Raw genomic sequence first — 15483 nt, 5'->3', positions numbered from 1 at the left:
CTTTTATTACTGACGCTTTTGCGGAAGTTTTTGCGCTTTGGTCTTTGACACCCACCAAGTATCGACGCCTAGATCATATTTTGGCGTGATCTCTGGGCGCTCGAATTTATCCCAAGTCGCAACACGGTAGAGGCTGCTGTGCCACTGAGGGATGATGTAGAAATTCCACTGCAGGTAGCGGTCAAGCGCGCGGCCTAAAGACAGTAGCTTCTCCGGGTTTTCTTGGTTTTGTGCAATCTCTAGGGTAAATGCGTCAACCACAGGATCCTCAACCCCGGCTCGATTATAGGTTGAGTCAATATACGACGAGTGCCAGACAATCATCATATCAGGGCTTGGGTGGGTAAATGCTGGGTAAGCTGATGACACCATATCAAAGTCTCGCTCACGCAACCGCTTGATGTATTGGGTGGTATCTATGGTGCGAATGCGCATCTCTATCCCCATTCGCTTGAGGTTCTTCTGCACTGGGATCGCAATTCGTTCTGTAGTTGGGCTGTAGATCAACAGCTCAAAACTCATTGGCTCGCCCGTCTCAACGTTGGTCATCACCTTGTTCTGTAGTTCCCAACCTGCTTCTTTTAGCAAAGCAAACGCCGTACGCATCTGAGCGCGAATACGCCCTGTGCCATCTGTCACTGGCGGCTGGTAGATATCGCTATAGACGCGTGGTGGGATCTTGTCACCAAACGGCTCTAACAAGGCTTTTTCTTCGGCAGAGGGTAAATCGGTCGCCTCATAGTCGGTGTTTTGGAAATAGCTGCGGGTGCGCTCATACTGGCTGTAAAACATGTTGCTGTTCATCCACTCAAAGTCGAGTGCGTAGTTGAGCGCTTCACGAACTTTCGGGTCAGCAAACATCGGTTTTTGAATGTTAAACACCAGCGCCTGAGTACCGGTTGGCTTTGAGTGTGGGATTTCCTCTTTCTTGATGTAGCCACGGTCAAAGTTGGCGCCGGTATAAGAGTTGGCCCAAAATTTTGCCGAAGACTCTTCGCGGAAATCAAACTCGCCTGCTTTAAATGCCTCGAGCATCACCGTCTCATCACGGTAATAATCGTACTGAATTTGCGCAAAGTTATAGCGGCCTACATTGACAGGAAGATCTTTTGCCCAGTAGTCTGGGTTGAGGCTGTAGGTGAGCGACTGACCTGACTTAAAATCGGTGATCAAATACGGCCCACTGCCCACGGGTGGTGTGTCCAAAGGCTCCGAAAAGTCTTTCCCCTGCCAAAAGTGCTTAGGGAGTACCGTCATCGATTGAGCCAGGCTAAACAGTTTCTCACGATTTGGGTTGTCCATCTCGATACGAGCAGTGCGTTCATTTAGCGCTTTCACGCTTGCGACATCTTGATAGTAGACACGATATTGTGGCACCCCTTGGGTCATAAAAGTCTGGAAAGTAAACTCGACATCTTCAGCCGTAATTGCCTCACCATCTTGAAACACCGCTTTAGGGTTGATATCCACTTCAAGCCATGAAAAATCGCTGGCGTATCTCACCTTCTCGGCTATCAATGGATAGTACGCATCGACCTCATCAGCGGGGCTGAACATCAGGGTATCGTATAGCTGCCCTGTCGCCGCTGCGGCAACGCCACGTGAAGCATAACGGTTAAAGTTGTCGTACGTACCCACTTGACCGTAAGTCACTTTGCCATATTTGGGCGCATCAGGGTTAACGTAGTCAAAATGAGAAAAGTCGGCGGGATATTTCGCTTCACCGAATCCGACCAAGCGGTCAGTTTCAATTACGCTGGGCTGCGCGTCCTCAGCGTAAGCTGACAGCGCAAAAAAAGAGACAGAAACACCCAAGATCACCTGCTTCAGTTTCCCCATTACCATTTCCTTATATTCCATTTGGGATAGAATTTGAGTATAACCCACTGAAAAAGAAAAAGACCAGTCGGTTTACCAACTGGCCTTAAAAACAGTTTATATCAGCACACTTTCAACGTGACAGGGGGATTTGGGTTCCATTTCCCAAAATATGACTAGGTGCGGTAAAGCACCTTAGTGTTATGTTTTAACTGACTAAACTTTCATTTCACAACTCACATTACCAACTTCAACACTGTTTTTATTAGGTATTTCCAGTATCATCTTATGTCAGGGTTAACACAGTGATGAGGGTAGGATGCCAAAAATATCTTTAGTTGTTGGTAATGGTTTATCTATAGGTTACGGGTATTTCTCAAAGCTCATTGAGCAATACAACTCTCAAGAGCCACTTACATGGGACGTGAAATGCCCTACTACGGGTGGCAAACTGCTATCTAGTCTAACCAGGCTGAAAAAGTTGTACAGAAAAAATACTGACAAGCCACACTTTGAGGTATTTAAGCTCGCTCTAGATGATCAATATTGTAAGAGTATTGGACTCGACAGCTTTTACACGACTCTAGAAGCCCGACACTTTTTAACGATAGCGTTCTCAGAGTACAGCCAAAAGCAGCGTGAAGTTTTTTCTACGGATTGGACTTGGTTTCGCTGGTTAAAGCTACATAGAGATGAAGTTAATGCAGCATACTCACTAAACTATGACTTACTTCTAGAAACTGCATTCGACAAACTACGTAAAGACTACAACTCACTACAAATAAACCATCACGGGTATGGCATACCTCTCGTTAAACCTCATGGCTCAGTTGATTTCGAAATATCACCAAATAGCATCTGTTATACGCCTTGCTATCCATTGAGGAACTTTGTTGATCTAAATGATACCGACATTATTAGATTGGAAGAAAATGAGCTATCAACAGCTAGGCGACAAGTACTCTGTATCGTGCCTAACGAGTCTAACAAGTATGCGTCATATCAATGGGTAGAACCTGCAAAGCAACGCTTTGAAAGTAAACTCAAGGAAACCAGTTACTGTATTTTTATCGGTATTTCGTATTTTCCGTGCGATAGAATTGAGATCGATCGCATCATAAATTCTTTGCCGCTAGACTGTGTCATTGTCGTAGCCAACCCTCACCCTCCAGAAGACTTTCTAGATAAAATATCTGGTAGACCATACATTGTTTGGGATAACCCAGAAGGACCTGTAGGCGATGACGGTTGCCTGCTGAGTTTGAAGTGTTTGAAGTCGGGGAAAGCGTTGCGTAAGTGCTTTTGCAAAAGTGGTATACCATACCAGTATTGTGACTGTCACTAAAAGACAGGCTTAAGGCAACAACAATACTTTAGCTCAGACTCGGTAGTGCTCATCTCACTACCGAGCCTGGCGCTCTATAAATGACAGTACATTTTATAGATCATGTACGATAGAGGATCTTGACAACATGCCAGCCAAACTTGGTTTTGACTAGGTGCGGGACCAGCGTCTCGCCGCTGAAGCAGATGCGATCAAACGCAGGCACCATTTGGCCTTTCTTAAACTCCCCCAAATCGCCACCTTTTTTTCCTGACGGACACTTAGAATACTTGCGCGCTAGTGTCTGAAATTTCGCGCCTTTTTTTAGTTGTTTGATGATATCTTCTGCCTGCTCTTTGTGATTCACAAGGATATGCAAGGCTGCTGCTGTGCGTGCCATTTAACTAACCTATAACGATAAAACGTGATCATCATACCATTTATTATCCTCTGCTCACTAGTTAAGCTTGGTATTGGGTATTTTATCTGTCGTGATGGCTGGAAAGTTTACCGTCAGCACAGTCGTTTATTTACAGTATTGAGGTAGTTACTGGTTATGGTTGAGTTGCAAACCCAATCCAATCAAGCGCAAGGAATGTTGATGTTCACCCTCAACAGCCAACAGCAGCGCTTCGCCATTGGCACGTTAAAAGTGCGCGAAATTGTCCCGTATCTTCCCACTACGCAAATTCCATACTCTCACCAACTCGTGATTGGCACCGTCTCAATTCGAGATAAAACCGTGCCGGTTATCGATATGCCAGGAGCGATTGGGTTTCGTCCAATCCAACCAGAGGAATATGAGAGGTGCTACCTGATTGTTACCGATTGTTTGCGTAGTGTGGTTGCGTTTATGGTTCGTTCCATCGATAAGATTATTGAGTGTGACTGGCGTGATATTGAGCCAGCGCCGCACTCTGCCGGGCATCACGTTTTCGTCACCGGTATCGCGCGCTTTGACAACCAGTTGGTCCAGATGCTCGACATTGAGCTGCTGCTATCGAAAATCTATCCTCAACTTAACGACACCAGTCAGCCCATCGTTACCGATATTGAACGGGAGCAACTCAGACGAGCGAATATCTTGCTAGTGGATGATTCGGCCATTGCCCGCAAACAACTTGCCAACGCACTAGATAATTTGGCGATACCTTATCAGATGGCAACAAACGGAGCCGACGGATTAGAGCGCATGCGAGAGGCAGCTGCGGCAGGTAGACCGTTTGATGTCTTAGTCAGCGATATCGAGATGCCCGGTCTCGATGGCTATGAACTGGTTTTCGCGGTGCAAAACAGTCCTGAGTTGTGTCACTGTTATCGTATCTTACACACATCACTCTCAAGTGAGATCTCCGTTGAGCGCGCCAACCAAGTCGGCGCCCACCAAGCGCTTGAGAAATTCAACGCGGCAGAGCTAGTTTCAGCAATGCTAGCAGGTGCTCAGAAAATGAGTGATCAAACCCTCAGCAAGGCAACGTAGTAGCACTTAGGTACACTAAGGAGCGACGATGAGCCATAAAAAAAGCACGTTACCACACAAGGTGTGTCCAGTTTGCCAGCGCCCTTTTTCTTGGCGGAAAAAGTGGCGCCTAAATTGGGACAATATCAAGTACTGCTCTAAACGCTGCAGCAGCAAACGTAGCACTAGCTGTGGTAACCAATCACCTATAACTGATTAATATCACTTAAGTAATATTCGGCGGTTTGCAGTATTTCATCCTGTTCAGCATCACTTAGCTTATCCCAGTTACGGTAGACCATATTCATGCGCGGGTTGCGCGCTAGCCAGTCGCGATGCTTAACCATAAAACGCCAATACAAGGGGTTAAAAGGGCATGCCCCCTCCCCACTGCGCTGTTTGACTTGGTAGTGACACCCTCGGCAATAGTCGCTCATGCGATTGATGTAAGCACCGGATGAGATGTACGGCTTAGAAGCAATTAGGCCACCGTCGGCATAGAGTGCCATGCCTAATGTATTGGGCAGCTCGACCCACTCTATCGCATCAATATATATTCCCAGATACCATTGATGAACTTCGGATGGAGCCAACTCAGCCAACAGGGCAAAGTTGCCGGTGATCATTAAACGCTGGATATGGTGCGCGTAGGCATAATGTAGCGATTGTTCAATCGCTTGTTGCATACAGCGCATTTTGGTTTGGCCATCCCAGTAAAATTCCGGCAGTGCTTTTTGATGGCGCAGATGATTCAAGCCGGGATAATCTGGCATATTGGCCCAGTACATACCCCGGATATACTCACGCCAACCGAGGATCTGACGAACAAAACCCTCAACTTGCGCCAACGCCTGCTGTGAAGGGTGATGATTGTAGACATGCACAGCTGCATCAATGACCTCACGAGGCGACAACAATTTACAGTTCAGGGCAAAAGACAAACGGCTGTGATACAAAGACCAGCGTGAGGGGGACTCTGCAGTCATTGCATCCTGGAAAGTACCAAAATTTGGCAGGCAAACGCGGCAAAAGTGGGCCAAAAGGTTCAGTGCTTGAGCGCGATTGATTGGCCACAGTAGATCATGCTCAACATGACCAAACCCGATCAGTCGATGCGCGCGCAGTCGCTCTATGATATCTCCTACCGGATTGCCAAATACCAATGGCTCGGGCAACTCTGAGATATCGTTTGCCTTGAGTTTATGTCGATTATCAACGTCATAGTTCCACTTCCCGCCCTCTGGACTCTCCTCAGAGTCGACCAGAACCCGATGCCGCTTGCGCATGCGGCGATAAAAGTGCTCCATCCTCACGGCTTTGCCGCTGGGAAACTCTTCAAGCAACTGGTCGAACTGACACAGGAAGTGCTCGGTATCAAACTCCACCACCTGACAATCAGCCAAGCTCATCTGGCGCAGCATACCAAGCAGACGATACTCATCCGGGCGTTGATAACAAAAGCGTTCTGCATTGACCAACCGACACACATAGTCAATTAGCGACGGCAAGCTTTGATACTCAGCAGTATCATCTAGGGTGAGATGAATGACTTGATGGCCGTCTTTGGTAAGGTCTTTAGCGAACGCTTGCATTGCTGCAAAAAAAGCCACCTGTTTTTGTCGGTGATGACGCACATAAGTTTGCTCTTGCACTAACTCAGCGATCAGATAGAGCACATCTTGTTGTGGCTGCTTAAACCAGCTGTGTTCGCTGTTGAGTTGGTCACCCAATATCAAACGCACCTGGAGATAGTGCTTACCCTTGATTAATTTTTGTATCGTCACTTAGCCACCTCTGGATGAACGCTTCGTCTGGGTCATAAATCTCAGTCTGCTTTTGCAAATCAAATCGGCGATGACCACGCGGATCAGCACCAACACCCGCCAAATACTGCCAGTTACCCCAGTTCGATGTGACATCATAATCGATCAACATGGCTTCAAAGTAGGCTGCGCCAAACCGCCAGTCCAAGCCAAGCTCATGGACAAAGCAGCTGGCAACCAACTGCCTGCCCCGATTCGACATCGTGCCTGTGTGTTTGAGCTGACGCATACACGCATCCACGATCGCAAAGCCAGTGCAGCCCTCAGTCCATTCGCGGTATTGCTGCGGGTAATACGTGGTCAAGGGTTTAATCCCCTTGACCCCAGCAAAAGCGAACAGCCTTTTGCCGTGTTTTTCTGCATACCAACGAAAGTATTCACGCCATAGTAGTTCGAACCAAATCCAGTAGGTTGATTCATTGTAACCATGGCTTTGTTGATAAGCCTCAAGGCACTGCACGATCTGTTTTGGGCTTATACACCCCCACGCAAGCCATGGTGAGAAACCAGTCGACTTGGTCCAGTCATCAAGGTGGTTGCGGGTCTGCTTGTAATGCGAGGGTCGTTGTGAGTCAAAATAGCGACCAAGCCACGCCTTCCCGCTTGTCTCCCCCCCCACAAACTGGCTTTGGTCGTTAATAGGCTCTAGCGTCAACCAACGCATTCCTTCATCGTTAATCAAAGCGGGTGACGGCAGATTGTCTGGCGAAGTGTGTGACGGATACCGAGGCGTGATGTTGTCCACTTTCTTGCGAAAAGGAGTGAAGCTTACGGGTAATTCACTGAGCGCAAACGGCAACTGCTCAAAATCAAACAGACCGCCTTGGTTTGCGGTGTGCGTCGTGATCTGGCCCATGGTCGAGTTAAGGTAGCGTACTAGAGCATGCTGCTGATAGTCCGCACCGCAATCATGATACAAGTCACTGATGTGTGGGTTTTGCCCAAGCAGTTGTGTGAGTACCTGACTTGGTTGGCCACAAAACGTAAGTAACACATGACCATACTCCGCCAACCGATGCTTCAGATCAGATAAACACTGCTGCTCAAAGTTTGCCTGAGCCTTGCCTTGGGTTACATGGGGAGAGAAATGGCGGGCAAACACGTTAGGTTCAGGTTTAACATAAATAAAGGCAAGTTGGTGGCACTCATTCGCAGCCGAGTGTAGTAAAGCATTATCAGCCAAACGCAGATCCCGATGAAAATAGTAAATCCCAATACGCACAAGCTACTCCCGTTAGTGTCACTAAGCATGGTTACGTGAGTGACTAAAGGCTGATCACTTTGAATAAAATAAACCTAAGTATTAGCAGTAATTTAGGTCAATTTTAGATATTATCTAATGCGTATTTTTCAGGTCAGGCTTTGTCGCCCTGCTTGATTTCTCATAGTGTTAACTATTTTTGACGAGGGGCTTTGGTGTAATAGCGGCTTATATGCTTTTTGTCGCTATCCTTATCCGCTTCATCAGTTTGCTTACTTCGATACACACCAAACGGTATATCAATTGGAAATTTTGACTATGTTTGAAGAGTGGTTTACCACATCGGCTTTGCTCGCTTTTGGACTGATTTTCTTGGGCTCTTTTGTTCAAACCGCCATTGGTTTTGGCCTTGCCATTGTTGCTGCGCCATTGCTGTTTCAGGTCTCTCCCATTTATATACCCGGACCTATCTGCCTCGTCGGTTTGTGTCTCTCAATCATGAATGCGCTAAAGTACCGGGAAAATATTGAGATTGGTGGCTTAAAAATGGCTTTTCTTGGTAGAGTGCCCGGTACACTTGCCGGTGGGTGGTTGTTGCTGGTGGTTTCGGGCGAGCAGCTGTCTTTGTTGCTTGGGTTTATCGTGTTGTTTGCTGTGGTTCTGAGCCTCTTGCCTTTTCGTATTGAACCTACCCCGGCTAGGATGGGAATCGCTGGGTTTTTCTCGGGATTTTTCGGTACCAGTTCCGCGATTGGTGGGCCGCCAATGGCACTCTTACTGCAACACCAAGACGCAGGCAAGTTACGCGGTAACATGTCTGCCTTTTTTGTATTTAGCTCAACCCTGACCCTACTAGTACTGATCCCCACTGGGTACTTTTCGTTATACCACTTATACCTCAGTATCCCACTCATACCAGCGGCATGGCTGGGGTATTACCTTGCTTATAAAACGACCCACTCTTTACCCAAAGAGAAAATCCGAGTGGGTGCACTGGTCCTTTGTTCAGTCAGCGGTCTTACGGCTATCATTCAAGCGCTATAGTTGTTGCAGAGAAAGATATAAAAGGGAGAGATCGGAACCGTCGATACTCTACTATTTGTCGGCAAACTCGCTATAGCGAATAAAATGATCGATCTGACGGGTGGCAAAATCACTGTAAATGAGACTGGTGTGACTTTGTTTTGTAACAATATGGTCGGTCATCCCCTCAATACGCGTTTCCGCTACAGTGACTGTGCCATCGGACTCCTCCATCTCCCCCAGCAGCAATCGGCGTGCCCCCAGGTCAAAGTTGCCTGCGATGCTGCCCAGCTTTTGCGGTAATCGCCAGCGATTGTCATTCATCGAAAGGCCATGCTCACGTGAATTTCCCAAAATCATGCCCATGCCCATCTCTTCAATCACGGCAACAATTGATGCCCCTTGCAACGGAGAGCCAAGGGTTACGACATGGGAGATCTGCTCAACAGATGGTTGGCGACTCTCAAGGTAACGCTGGATCATCAAACCACCCAGACTATGCCCCACCAGTATATTGGGCAGCTTTTGGCTTAATGCTTGATCAATATCAGTAAAAACCCGCTCGGACTCAATGGCGAGGCTGTTGTAGGTAATAAGTCGAGTACTGTAGCCCAATTTCTCTAGGTTTGATGCCAATGGTTGCATCACAACGCCATGCATGTACAGCCCATGCAGTATGACTATGTTCATTCCACACCTCGTATTTCTGGCAAAAGGCACAGCAGGTCACAGCCCGTTGTGGGCGTAGTCATTACCTTACGAGATTTTTGCTAGCAATCACAAGTGATTTTCACTACTCAATTTCACTAATTGCAATAAGATCAACTGCATACTCTAGATGGTCAATCATATCCTTGATGCTTTCGCACTCGAGGATATGCTGCAAACTGCACGGCCTACTGAAATAGTAGCCCTGCACGTATTTAACCTTAAGTGTGGTGAGTGTTTTTAGCTCGGCGAACGTTTCTACGCCCTCCACGACGACATCCACCGATAACTCGTGGGCGAGTTCAGTAAGCATTTTTACGGCCAAGTACTTGTGCCTTACGCTATCAATATCGGAGATAAAACTGCGATCGATCTTGATACAATCAAACTTGATATCATTGAAGTATTGAAATGATGAATTACCAGAGCCGAAATCATCAACTGCGATATCAATGCCTTTGGCGCGCGCATTCATCACCTGCTCTGAGTCCATCAAGCTATTGTCGAAATATGCCGACTCGGTGATCTCTATCATCACAGAAATATTCTCTGGCTTGTGCTTTTGTATCACGGTGCACAGCTCATCGAAGCACTTTAGCTTTTCACCACTCTCTTTGAGAGAGCAGTTGAGAGATAAACGATGAACCGTTGGAAACTTAGCTCGGATTTTCTCGATGCCCTGTAGTGCTCGCTCAGCGACGATTTTATCTAGCACATGCACGACACCAATTTTCTCCGCCGTGTCGATTAATTTCTGAACCGAAAACTCTTTCCCAACACCATTAAATCGACACAGGGCTTCCAACCGATGGATTTGGCCTGTTGTGATATCTACGATCGGTTGAAAAGCAACATCTATATTTCTCAGCCTCACGGCCTCTAATACGGCTGCGGTCAATTTCTGGTCGGTGTTCGCTTTTTCGACCAATTGGCGATTAAAAAAGGCGTAAGGTGATTTGCGCCTGTCGTGGACACGCATGGTTTGTAGCGCCCGTTCTATCACCTTATCTAACGAGCTACTGTCAATACCATAGATGTCAATGCCCCAGTAACCATTGACAATATCCCGGTAGATCAAATCATGAACATTGCTTTTGAGTTCTTTGCGAAGCTGGCGTAGCAACTTGGTCACCGCGTGGGTGTCTTGAAAGTTTTTTGGGCATAGCTTGGTGACGAGGCAATACACGCCACTCTCCAAACGCCCCATGACCAAAGGTATGGAGAGCTTCTTCAGCGCTAAAGAAAGGCGCCTATCCGCCTCTTCCCTGACAGACTTAAAGAAGTCTGGCCTGATACAGGCCACTAGCAGCACTTGATCTTTACAGCCCTGCTCGACTCTCTCGATAATTGCCTCTCTACTGGGCAAATCAAAGCTAGGTTGCCACTTAACCTGTTCACTGGTGGTTAAATTGAGTTGTAATCCATTGAGTTCATTTAGAGTAATCATGTATACGTGGTTATCTGCCGACCAGCGGATCGCTCGCACCTCAACCTCTTGAACACTCGACTCCCCATTTGATTGGGCAAATTCTGCAATACTTCCCCACGTCTCTTTATCGCGGTTATCAAGCAGTACAGATTGAATACTCTGGGCGGAGGAGACTTCAGGACTCAACGTCCATACCGGCATACCTAAGATTTGCTCTTCTGTGACATCAAATTTATTGAGGAATCGATGGTTAACACACAGGATGTTAAAGCTTTCATCGGTAATGATAACGCTTTTGCGCCGGTCATTGAGTAGGGTCTGCAGCAGCCACTCCGAGCCAACCTGGCTGGGAATGATTGATTGCACATTGCCCACTCCATTCACCTGTCCTTGGTGTTTATCCTGGTGTTCGATATAGACAATACAACTGCGCACGTCGTCGATTTGATAGATAAAGGATGCTCTCGCGACTCCATCGCTATTTGGATGGAGGAAGAAGCTTCTTAGTCTTTTTCTGCTGGTTGGGGAAATGTGACGAAAGACATCTTTCAAACTGAGCTGAAACGTAACGCGTACCCGCGACTCTCCACTTACAATGAACAGCGACCGAGTGGATAGATCGACTACCCACTTAAAGCTCTTACCGACTAAAGAAGCAATCTGGCTGTTCATACTCCACCTTAAGCTTGCCTAACTGTATGTAATTCAGAGAGATATCAAATATGAGTCAATCACGTCCTAAAGATGTAATTTGAGCGAGCTTTGCTAGGTTTGTAGCCAAGTTTTTACAGGCTATGAGCGTAGTAAGCCATGTCAGTACTCAAGACTTTCACATTTCTGATTGATCACCAGCAAATAGTTTGCATAGGTTTTCGCCACTGTGTCATCCCGCCACTGATCAACGATTCTCACAGCAGCGCAATAATAATCATTGTTTTTCAATAAGGTAGATACCGTTTCATTCATATCGTAAAAGCGCTGTGACTCCAACTCACCCAACTCCCCGGGTGAGGTATTTAAAATCGGTTGCAATCCAAATTCCAGCCAGGCTAACAGTATTTCACGCATTTCAAGTTCCGCTTCTGGAACATCTTTACAAGAAAGGACTCGTCCTTTGGGAGGGGGTTTTATATAGTGGGTTGCTGTGGGCGAGTCGACATATTTATACATGAACATTTCCTAACCAGTGTAGCTTGAAAATAATCTAGGAGTTAACTCACGCAAATCAAATTAATAGGCCTATCACTAACTCGTTATTTGATAACCAGCAAGCCACCTGCAAGAAAATTTTGATTTCCAATTTTCTATCCTAACTTACCTTTTAGGACTGTTAAGTAGGGACAAAGCAATGATTGATATTACTCAGTTAGAAGAAATGTTCGACGGTGATAAGGAGCTTATTCAAGCACTGTTTATGGCCTATCTCGATGATCACGTACAAGCTGAGAAAAAAGTACAAGAGAAGGTCGACACGGGCGACTTTGAGCAGCTGTTTTTCTTGTCGCACACACTCTGTGGCACGCTTAATAACCTGTGTGAATCAGATATCACAGCAAATTTGAAGCAGCTTGAAGAGGCGGCTCGTGATGGTAATCTCTCAAGTCAGGAAGACTTAACCAAAGTACTCAGTGAACTGCCAAAGATAGAGCAACAGATGAACGAGTATCTCGCCTAACAGTCAAGTTGTAAGATACCAACCGCCCGTATGATACCAGCGGCAAAGTAGCAAACTACAATCAGGCTACTTTGCCAGGCAGCTTCGCAACACCTTACCCAACATCGGTACACTCATTGATAATGTGTCTTATCGATACAGCATCGAGGGCTTAACTTCAATTGACATAACCTCCTGTACAACACGACACCATTGTCTGGTTAAGTACGCTAGCTCGCGGTAACTCTTGGATAATGCATGGCGCTCAACCAATTCGAGATAGCGATAACACCAAGGAAGTAGAAAGTGGCCCAGCAAGTGTTTTACCACCTTAACATCGTAACGCAGCTCAAGAATTTGACTCACGGCAAATAGCATCAAGCCGAACTGATCTTCGGGGTCATCCACACCGGTATTGACTTCGATTCCGTAGTCTCTGAGAAACTGGCGATATTTGAGCGTGCTTATCCCGATCGGAGACTCACTCTGTTCAAGATACAGTGATCCCCAAGGCGGGGCGACCAAGATCTCCCCACCCTCAAACAACAAGAAAAAGTCTTGCTCTAGAGTATCAGGTAACTCTCTGTTGACGGTGTTAGACCAATCACTGAACACACTTCCACCCCGCTCAGACGCGTACGAGAGCGCACGAATTAGAGCCTGATTGTTGGCATCCGTTAGTGGATAGTAAAATAGCGACCCAAGTACTTTTGCCATGGTTTGTACACTGTCTAAATCGATATCTGTGTGTTGGGGCATGATCTTTCTTGTCTGCGGGTGATTTACTAAATTTAGTGTGAAAGCCGTTTTCCCGCCATTCCCAAATGAGCAACATCGCGCAGTTATAGTGTCAATCGTGGCTGGATAAAGTCGATAAATGCAGTAATTCGACGTGCAACGTTGGATGACTTGTAGTACACCGCATTGACAAGTTCGCGGCCAGTTTCGGTCATCTTTTGCTGCTCGAATAAGGCAACCAGCCTACCGGCTTGTATATCTTTCTTAACCATAAACCCCGACAAACACGCAATACCATTGCCATCTAACGCCATTTGACGCACGGTTTCTCCATTACTGGCGCTAAAGCAAGGGGTGATCATAACTCCTCCGTCGATTGGCCAATAGTTGAGGATCTTTACGTCAGAAAACCCAATCAATTGGTGTGCGGCCAGTTGATCGCTGTGATTAGGTGTATCCCAAGCCGCCAGATACTCAGGAGAGGCAACGATAAATAACTCACTTTTACCCAGTGCTCTTGCATGCAATGTAGAGTCCGTGAGCTTGCCGATACGAATCGCAATGTCAGTCCGCTTTTCAAGTAAGTCAACGAAACCCTCATTCGACGTCAACTCAAGCTCGATATCTGGATAGTCAGTCTTGAATGTCTTAATCAGAGGAACGAGTTGATGAAAAATGAAAGGACTCGCTGCATCGACTCTCAATCGGCCTTTTGGGGTAAGGCCTCGAGTCATTACCTCCTCTTCTGCCGCTTCGAGCTGCCCCAATGCCTGACGTATTTGCTCAATAAACTGCTGACCTTCTTCTGTCGGTTTCACTCGGCGTGTCGTGCGGTTCAATATTGTGACGCCTAATTGAGCCTCTATACGGCTTACCGCTCGTGATACCTTAGCAACTTGGATCTCCATCTGCTCTGCTGCAGCAGAAAACCCACCGCTATCGACGACGGTAAGTAATATCTCTAAATCATCTGAACGTGTTCTCATCACCTCTCCTCTTTTATTGCAAATATAACAAAGGTCATTTGTAATTTTTACTGTTTCTGACAAAAGAGGATCCAAGCATAATGCGCCCCGTTCACTTACACAACGAGATACTATTATGCCATTAGCACTCTTTGCTCTTACGCTCAGCGCGTTTGCCATCGGCACCACTGAGTTCGTTATTGTTGGTCTGATCCCTACTATGGCATCAGATCTAAATGTTTCACTGCCCTCTGCTGGGCTACTTGTCAGCCTTTACGCGCTTGGCGTAGCCATTGGCGCACCCGTTTTGACCGCTCTTACTGGTCGATGGCCCCGCAAGCGTGTCCTACTTGCCGTGATGAGCTTGTTTGTTCTGGGTAACCTGCTTGCTTGGCAGGCACCTAATTATACGACCTTGGTGGTCGCGCGAATCCTAACCGGGCTTGCACATGGTGTGTTCTTCTCGATAGGCTCAACCATCGCAACGGGTTTGGTTGCCAAAGAAAAAGCAGCAAGCGCAATCGCAATTATGTTTACTGGCCTGACTGTCGCCTTGGTAACCGGGGTGCCTCTAGGAACCTACATTGGACAGTCTTTCGGTTGGCAAGCTACTTTCTTGATCGTTGCTCTGCTTGGTCTAATAGCGCTTGTCGGTAGTGCTATCCTGGTACCAAGCAACCTAAAGCAGCCGCCAGCGACCAAGCTTGTTGATCAAATGAAGGTTCTAACCCAACCACGACTACTACTGGTTTACTTGATCACCGCTTTAGGTTACGGAGGCACGTTTACTGCCTTTACCTATCTTGCTCCGATTCTTGAGCAGGTTTCAGGGTTTGAATCGACTGCGATTGGCTTGATCATGTTGGTCTATGGTGTGTCGGTCGCCGTGGGTAATATCTGGGGTGGTAAGCTGGCTGATAAAGCGGGTCCAATTAAAGCACTAACTATCATTTTTACCTTGCTTGCGGCGATTTTGTTGATGTTTACCTTCACCGCTGGCAATAAAATTACCGCAGTAGCGACCATCTTGATTTGGGGAGCATTTGCTTTTGGTAATGTTCCTGGATTGCAGGTTTATGTGGTTAAGCTCGCTGAGAAATATGCACCCAATGCCGTTGATGTTGCATCGGGTCTGAATATCGCGGCGTTTAATGTCGGTATCGCACTTGGCTCCTGGGGCGGTGGTGTCATTGTTGCTGACGCTGGGCTAATGAATACCCCTTGGGTGGGCGCTCTCATTGTCGTCTTGGCTCTGGTACTAACACGAGTAAGTGGTGCCCTCGACAAACGCTCCGCGGCGACTGAAGTGGCAGCAAACGTTTCAGTGTAATCGCTTATACA

Annotated in this window: 15 protein-coding genes; 6 read left to right on the top strand and 9 right to left on the bottom strand. The window is 46.9% G+C overall.

What is annotated here, in order from left to right:
* Positions 1-6: 6 nt before the first annotated feature.
* On the bottom strand, positions 7-1839 hold the full coding sequence (locus ACZ5R2_RS19270; RefSeq protein WP_464902994.1) for an extracellular solute-binding protein: 1833 nt from the start codon (positions 1837-1839) through the stop codon (positions 7-9).
* A 298-nt stretch (positions 1840-2137) separates the two neighbouring features.
* On the opposite strand from ACZ5R2_RS19270, the gene ACZ5R2_RS19265 reads away from it, so the two are divergent.
* On the top strand, positions 2138-3163 hold the full coding sequence (locus ACZ5R2_RS19265; protein ID WP_464902995.1) for a hypothetical protein: 1026 nt from the start codon (positions 2138-2140) through the stop codon (positions 3161-3163).
* Positions 3164-3263: 100 nt separating this feature from the next.
* On the opposite strand, the gene ACZ5R2_RS19260 is transcribed toward ACZ5R2_RS19265, so the two are convergent.
* Positions 3264-3542, bottom strand: a complete 279-nt coding sequence (locus ACZ5R2_RS19260) for a peptidylprolyl isomerase (protein WP_464902996.1) — start codon at positions 3540-3542, stop codon at positions 3264-3266.
* Positions 3543-3698: 156 nt separating this feature from the next.
* Between ACZ5R2_RS19260 and ACZ5R2_RS19255 the strand changes: the two genes are divergently transcribed.
* Together ACZ5R2_RS19255 and ACZ5R2_RS19250 are read left to right on the top strand one after the other, a co-directional pair.
* The gene (locus tag ACZ5R2_RS19255; protein WP_464902997.1) at positions 3699-4622 is read left to right on the top strand and encodes a chemotaxis protein; all 924 of its coding nucleotides are present in this window, start codon (positions 3699-3701) and stop codon (positions 4620-4622) included.
* A 28-nt stretch (positions 4623-4650) separates the two neighbouring features.
* Positions 4651-4821, top strand: coding sequence for a DUF2256 domain-containing protein (locus ACZ5R2_RS19250; RefSeq protein WP_464902998.1), 171 nt, complete (start codon positions 4651-4653; stop codon positions 4819-4821).
* Here ACZ5R2_RS19250 and ACZ5R2_RS19245 read toward each other — a convergent pair.
* Both ACZ5R2_RS19245 and ACZ5R2_RS19240 read right to left on the bottom strand, forming a co-directional pair.
* A complete protein-coding gene (locus tag ACZ5R2_RS19245) occupies positions 4808-6385 on the bottom strand; it encodes a cryptochrome/photolyase family protein (RefSeq protein WP_464902999.1) in 1578 nt (525 codons plus the stop codon). The genes ACZ5R2_RS19250 and ACZ5R2_RS19245 overlap by 14 nt on opposite strands.
* The gene (locus ACZ5R2_RS19240) at positions 6357-7646 is read right to left on the bottom strand and encodes a DASH family cryptochrome (RefSeq protein ID WP_464903000.1); all 1290 of its coding nucleotides are present in this window, start codon (positions 7644-7646) and stop codon (positions 6357-6359) included. The genes ACZ5R2_RS19245 and ACZ5R2_RS19240 overlap by 29 nt, the downstream gene beginning before the upstream one ends.
* A 297-nt stretch (positions 7647-7943) precedes the next feature.
* Here ACZ5R2_RS19240 and ACZ5R2_RS19235 point away from each other — a divergent pair, with 297 nt between their 5' ends.
* Positions 7944-8669, top strand: a complete 726-nt coding sequence (locus tag ACZ5R2_RS19235; protein ID WP_464903665.1) for a sulfite exporter TauE/SafE family protein — start codon at positions 7944-7946, stop codon at positions 8667-8669.
* Between the two features lie 51 nt (positions 8670-8720).
* Here the strand turns inward: ACZ5R2_RS19235 and ACZ5R2_RS19230 are convergent, their stop codons facing one another.
* The 3 genes from ACZ5R2_RS19230 to ACZ5R2_RS19220 all read right to left on the bottom strand — a co-directional run bounded on the left by ACZ5R2_RS19230 (position 8721) and on the right by ACZ5R2_RS19220 (position 11955).
* Complete coding sequence (locus ACZ5R2_RS19230) at positions 8721-9338, bottom strand: esterase/lipase family protein (RefSeq protein ID WP_464903001.1); 618 nt, start codon at positions 9336-9338, stop codon at positions 8721-8723.
* Between the two features lie 103 nt (positions 9339-9441).
* Positions 9442-11457, bottom strand: a complete 2016-nt coding sequence (locus ACZ5R2_RS19225; RefSeq protein WP_464903002.1) for an EAL domain-containing protein — start codon at positions 11455-11457, stop codon at positions 9442-9444.
* Positions 11458-11598: 141 nt separating this feature from the next.
* Positions 11599-11955, bottom strand: a complete 357-nt coding sequence (locus tag ACZ5R2_RS19220; RefSeq protein ID WP_464903003.1) for a hypothetical protein — start codon at positions 11953-11955, stop codon at positions 11599-11601.
* Between the two features lie 178 nt (positions 11956-12133).
* Between ACZ5R2_RS19220 and ACZ5R2_RS19215 the strand changes: the two genes are divergently transcribed.
* Positions 12134-12460 (top strand): Hpt domain-containing protein, encoded by a 327-nt coding sequence (locus ACZ5R2_RS19215; protein ID WP_438460805.1) that lies wholly within the window; start codon positions 12134-12136, stop codon positions 12458-12460.
* A 129-nt stretch (positions 12461-12589) separates the two neighbouring features.
* Here ACZ5R2_RS19215 and ACZ5R2_RS19210 read toward each other — a convergent pair whose 3' ends face one another.
* Together ACZ5R2_RS19210 and ACZ5R2_RS19205 are read right to left on the bottom strand one after the other, a co-directional pair.
* A complete protein-coding gene (locus ACZ5R2_RS19210; RefSeq protein ID WP_464903004.1) occupies positions 12590-13198 on the bottom strand; it encodes a molecular chaperone TorD family protein in 609 nt (202 codons plus the stop codon).
* 83 nt (positions 13199-13281) lie between these two features.
* A complete protein-coding gene (locus ACZ5R2_RS19205) occupies positions 13282-14163 on the bottom strand; it encodes a LysR substrate-binding domain-containing protein (RefSeq protein WP_464903005.1) in 882 nt (293 codons plus the stop codon).
* A gap of 115 nt (positions 14164-14278) precedes the next feature.
* Between ACZ5R2_RS19205 and ACZ5R2_RS19200 the strand changes: the two genes are divergently transcribed.
* Complete coding sequence (locus tag ACZ5R2_RS19200) at positions 14279-15472, top strand: MFS transporter (RefSeq protein ID WP_464903006.1); 1194 nt, start codon at positions 14279-14281, stop codon at positions 15470-15472.
* Positions 15473-15483 lie beyond the last annotated feature (11 nt).

It is taken from the genome of Vibrio sabulosilitoris (assembly GCF_055391395.1).
The sequence above is the reverse complement of the archived record's forward strand: the minus strand, read 5'-3'. Positions and strand labels throughout refer to the sequence as shown.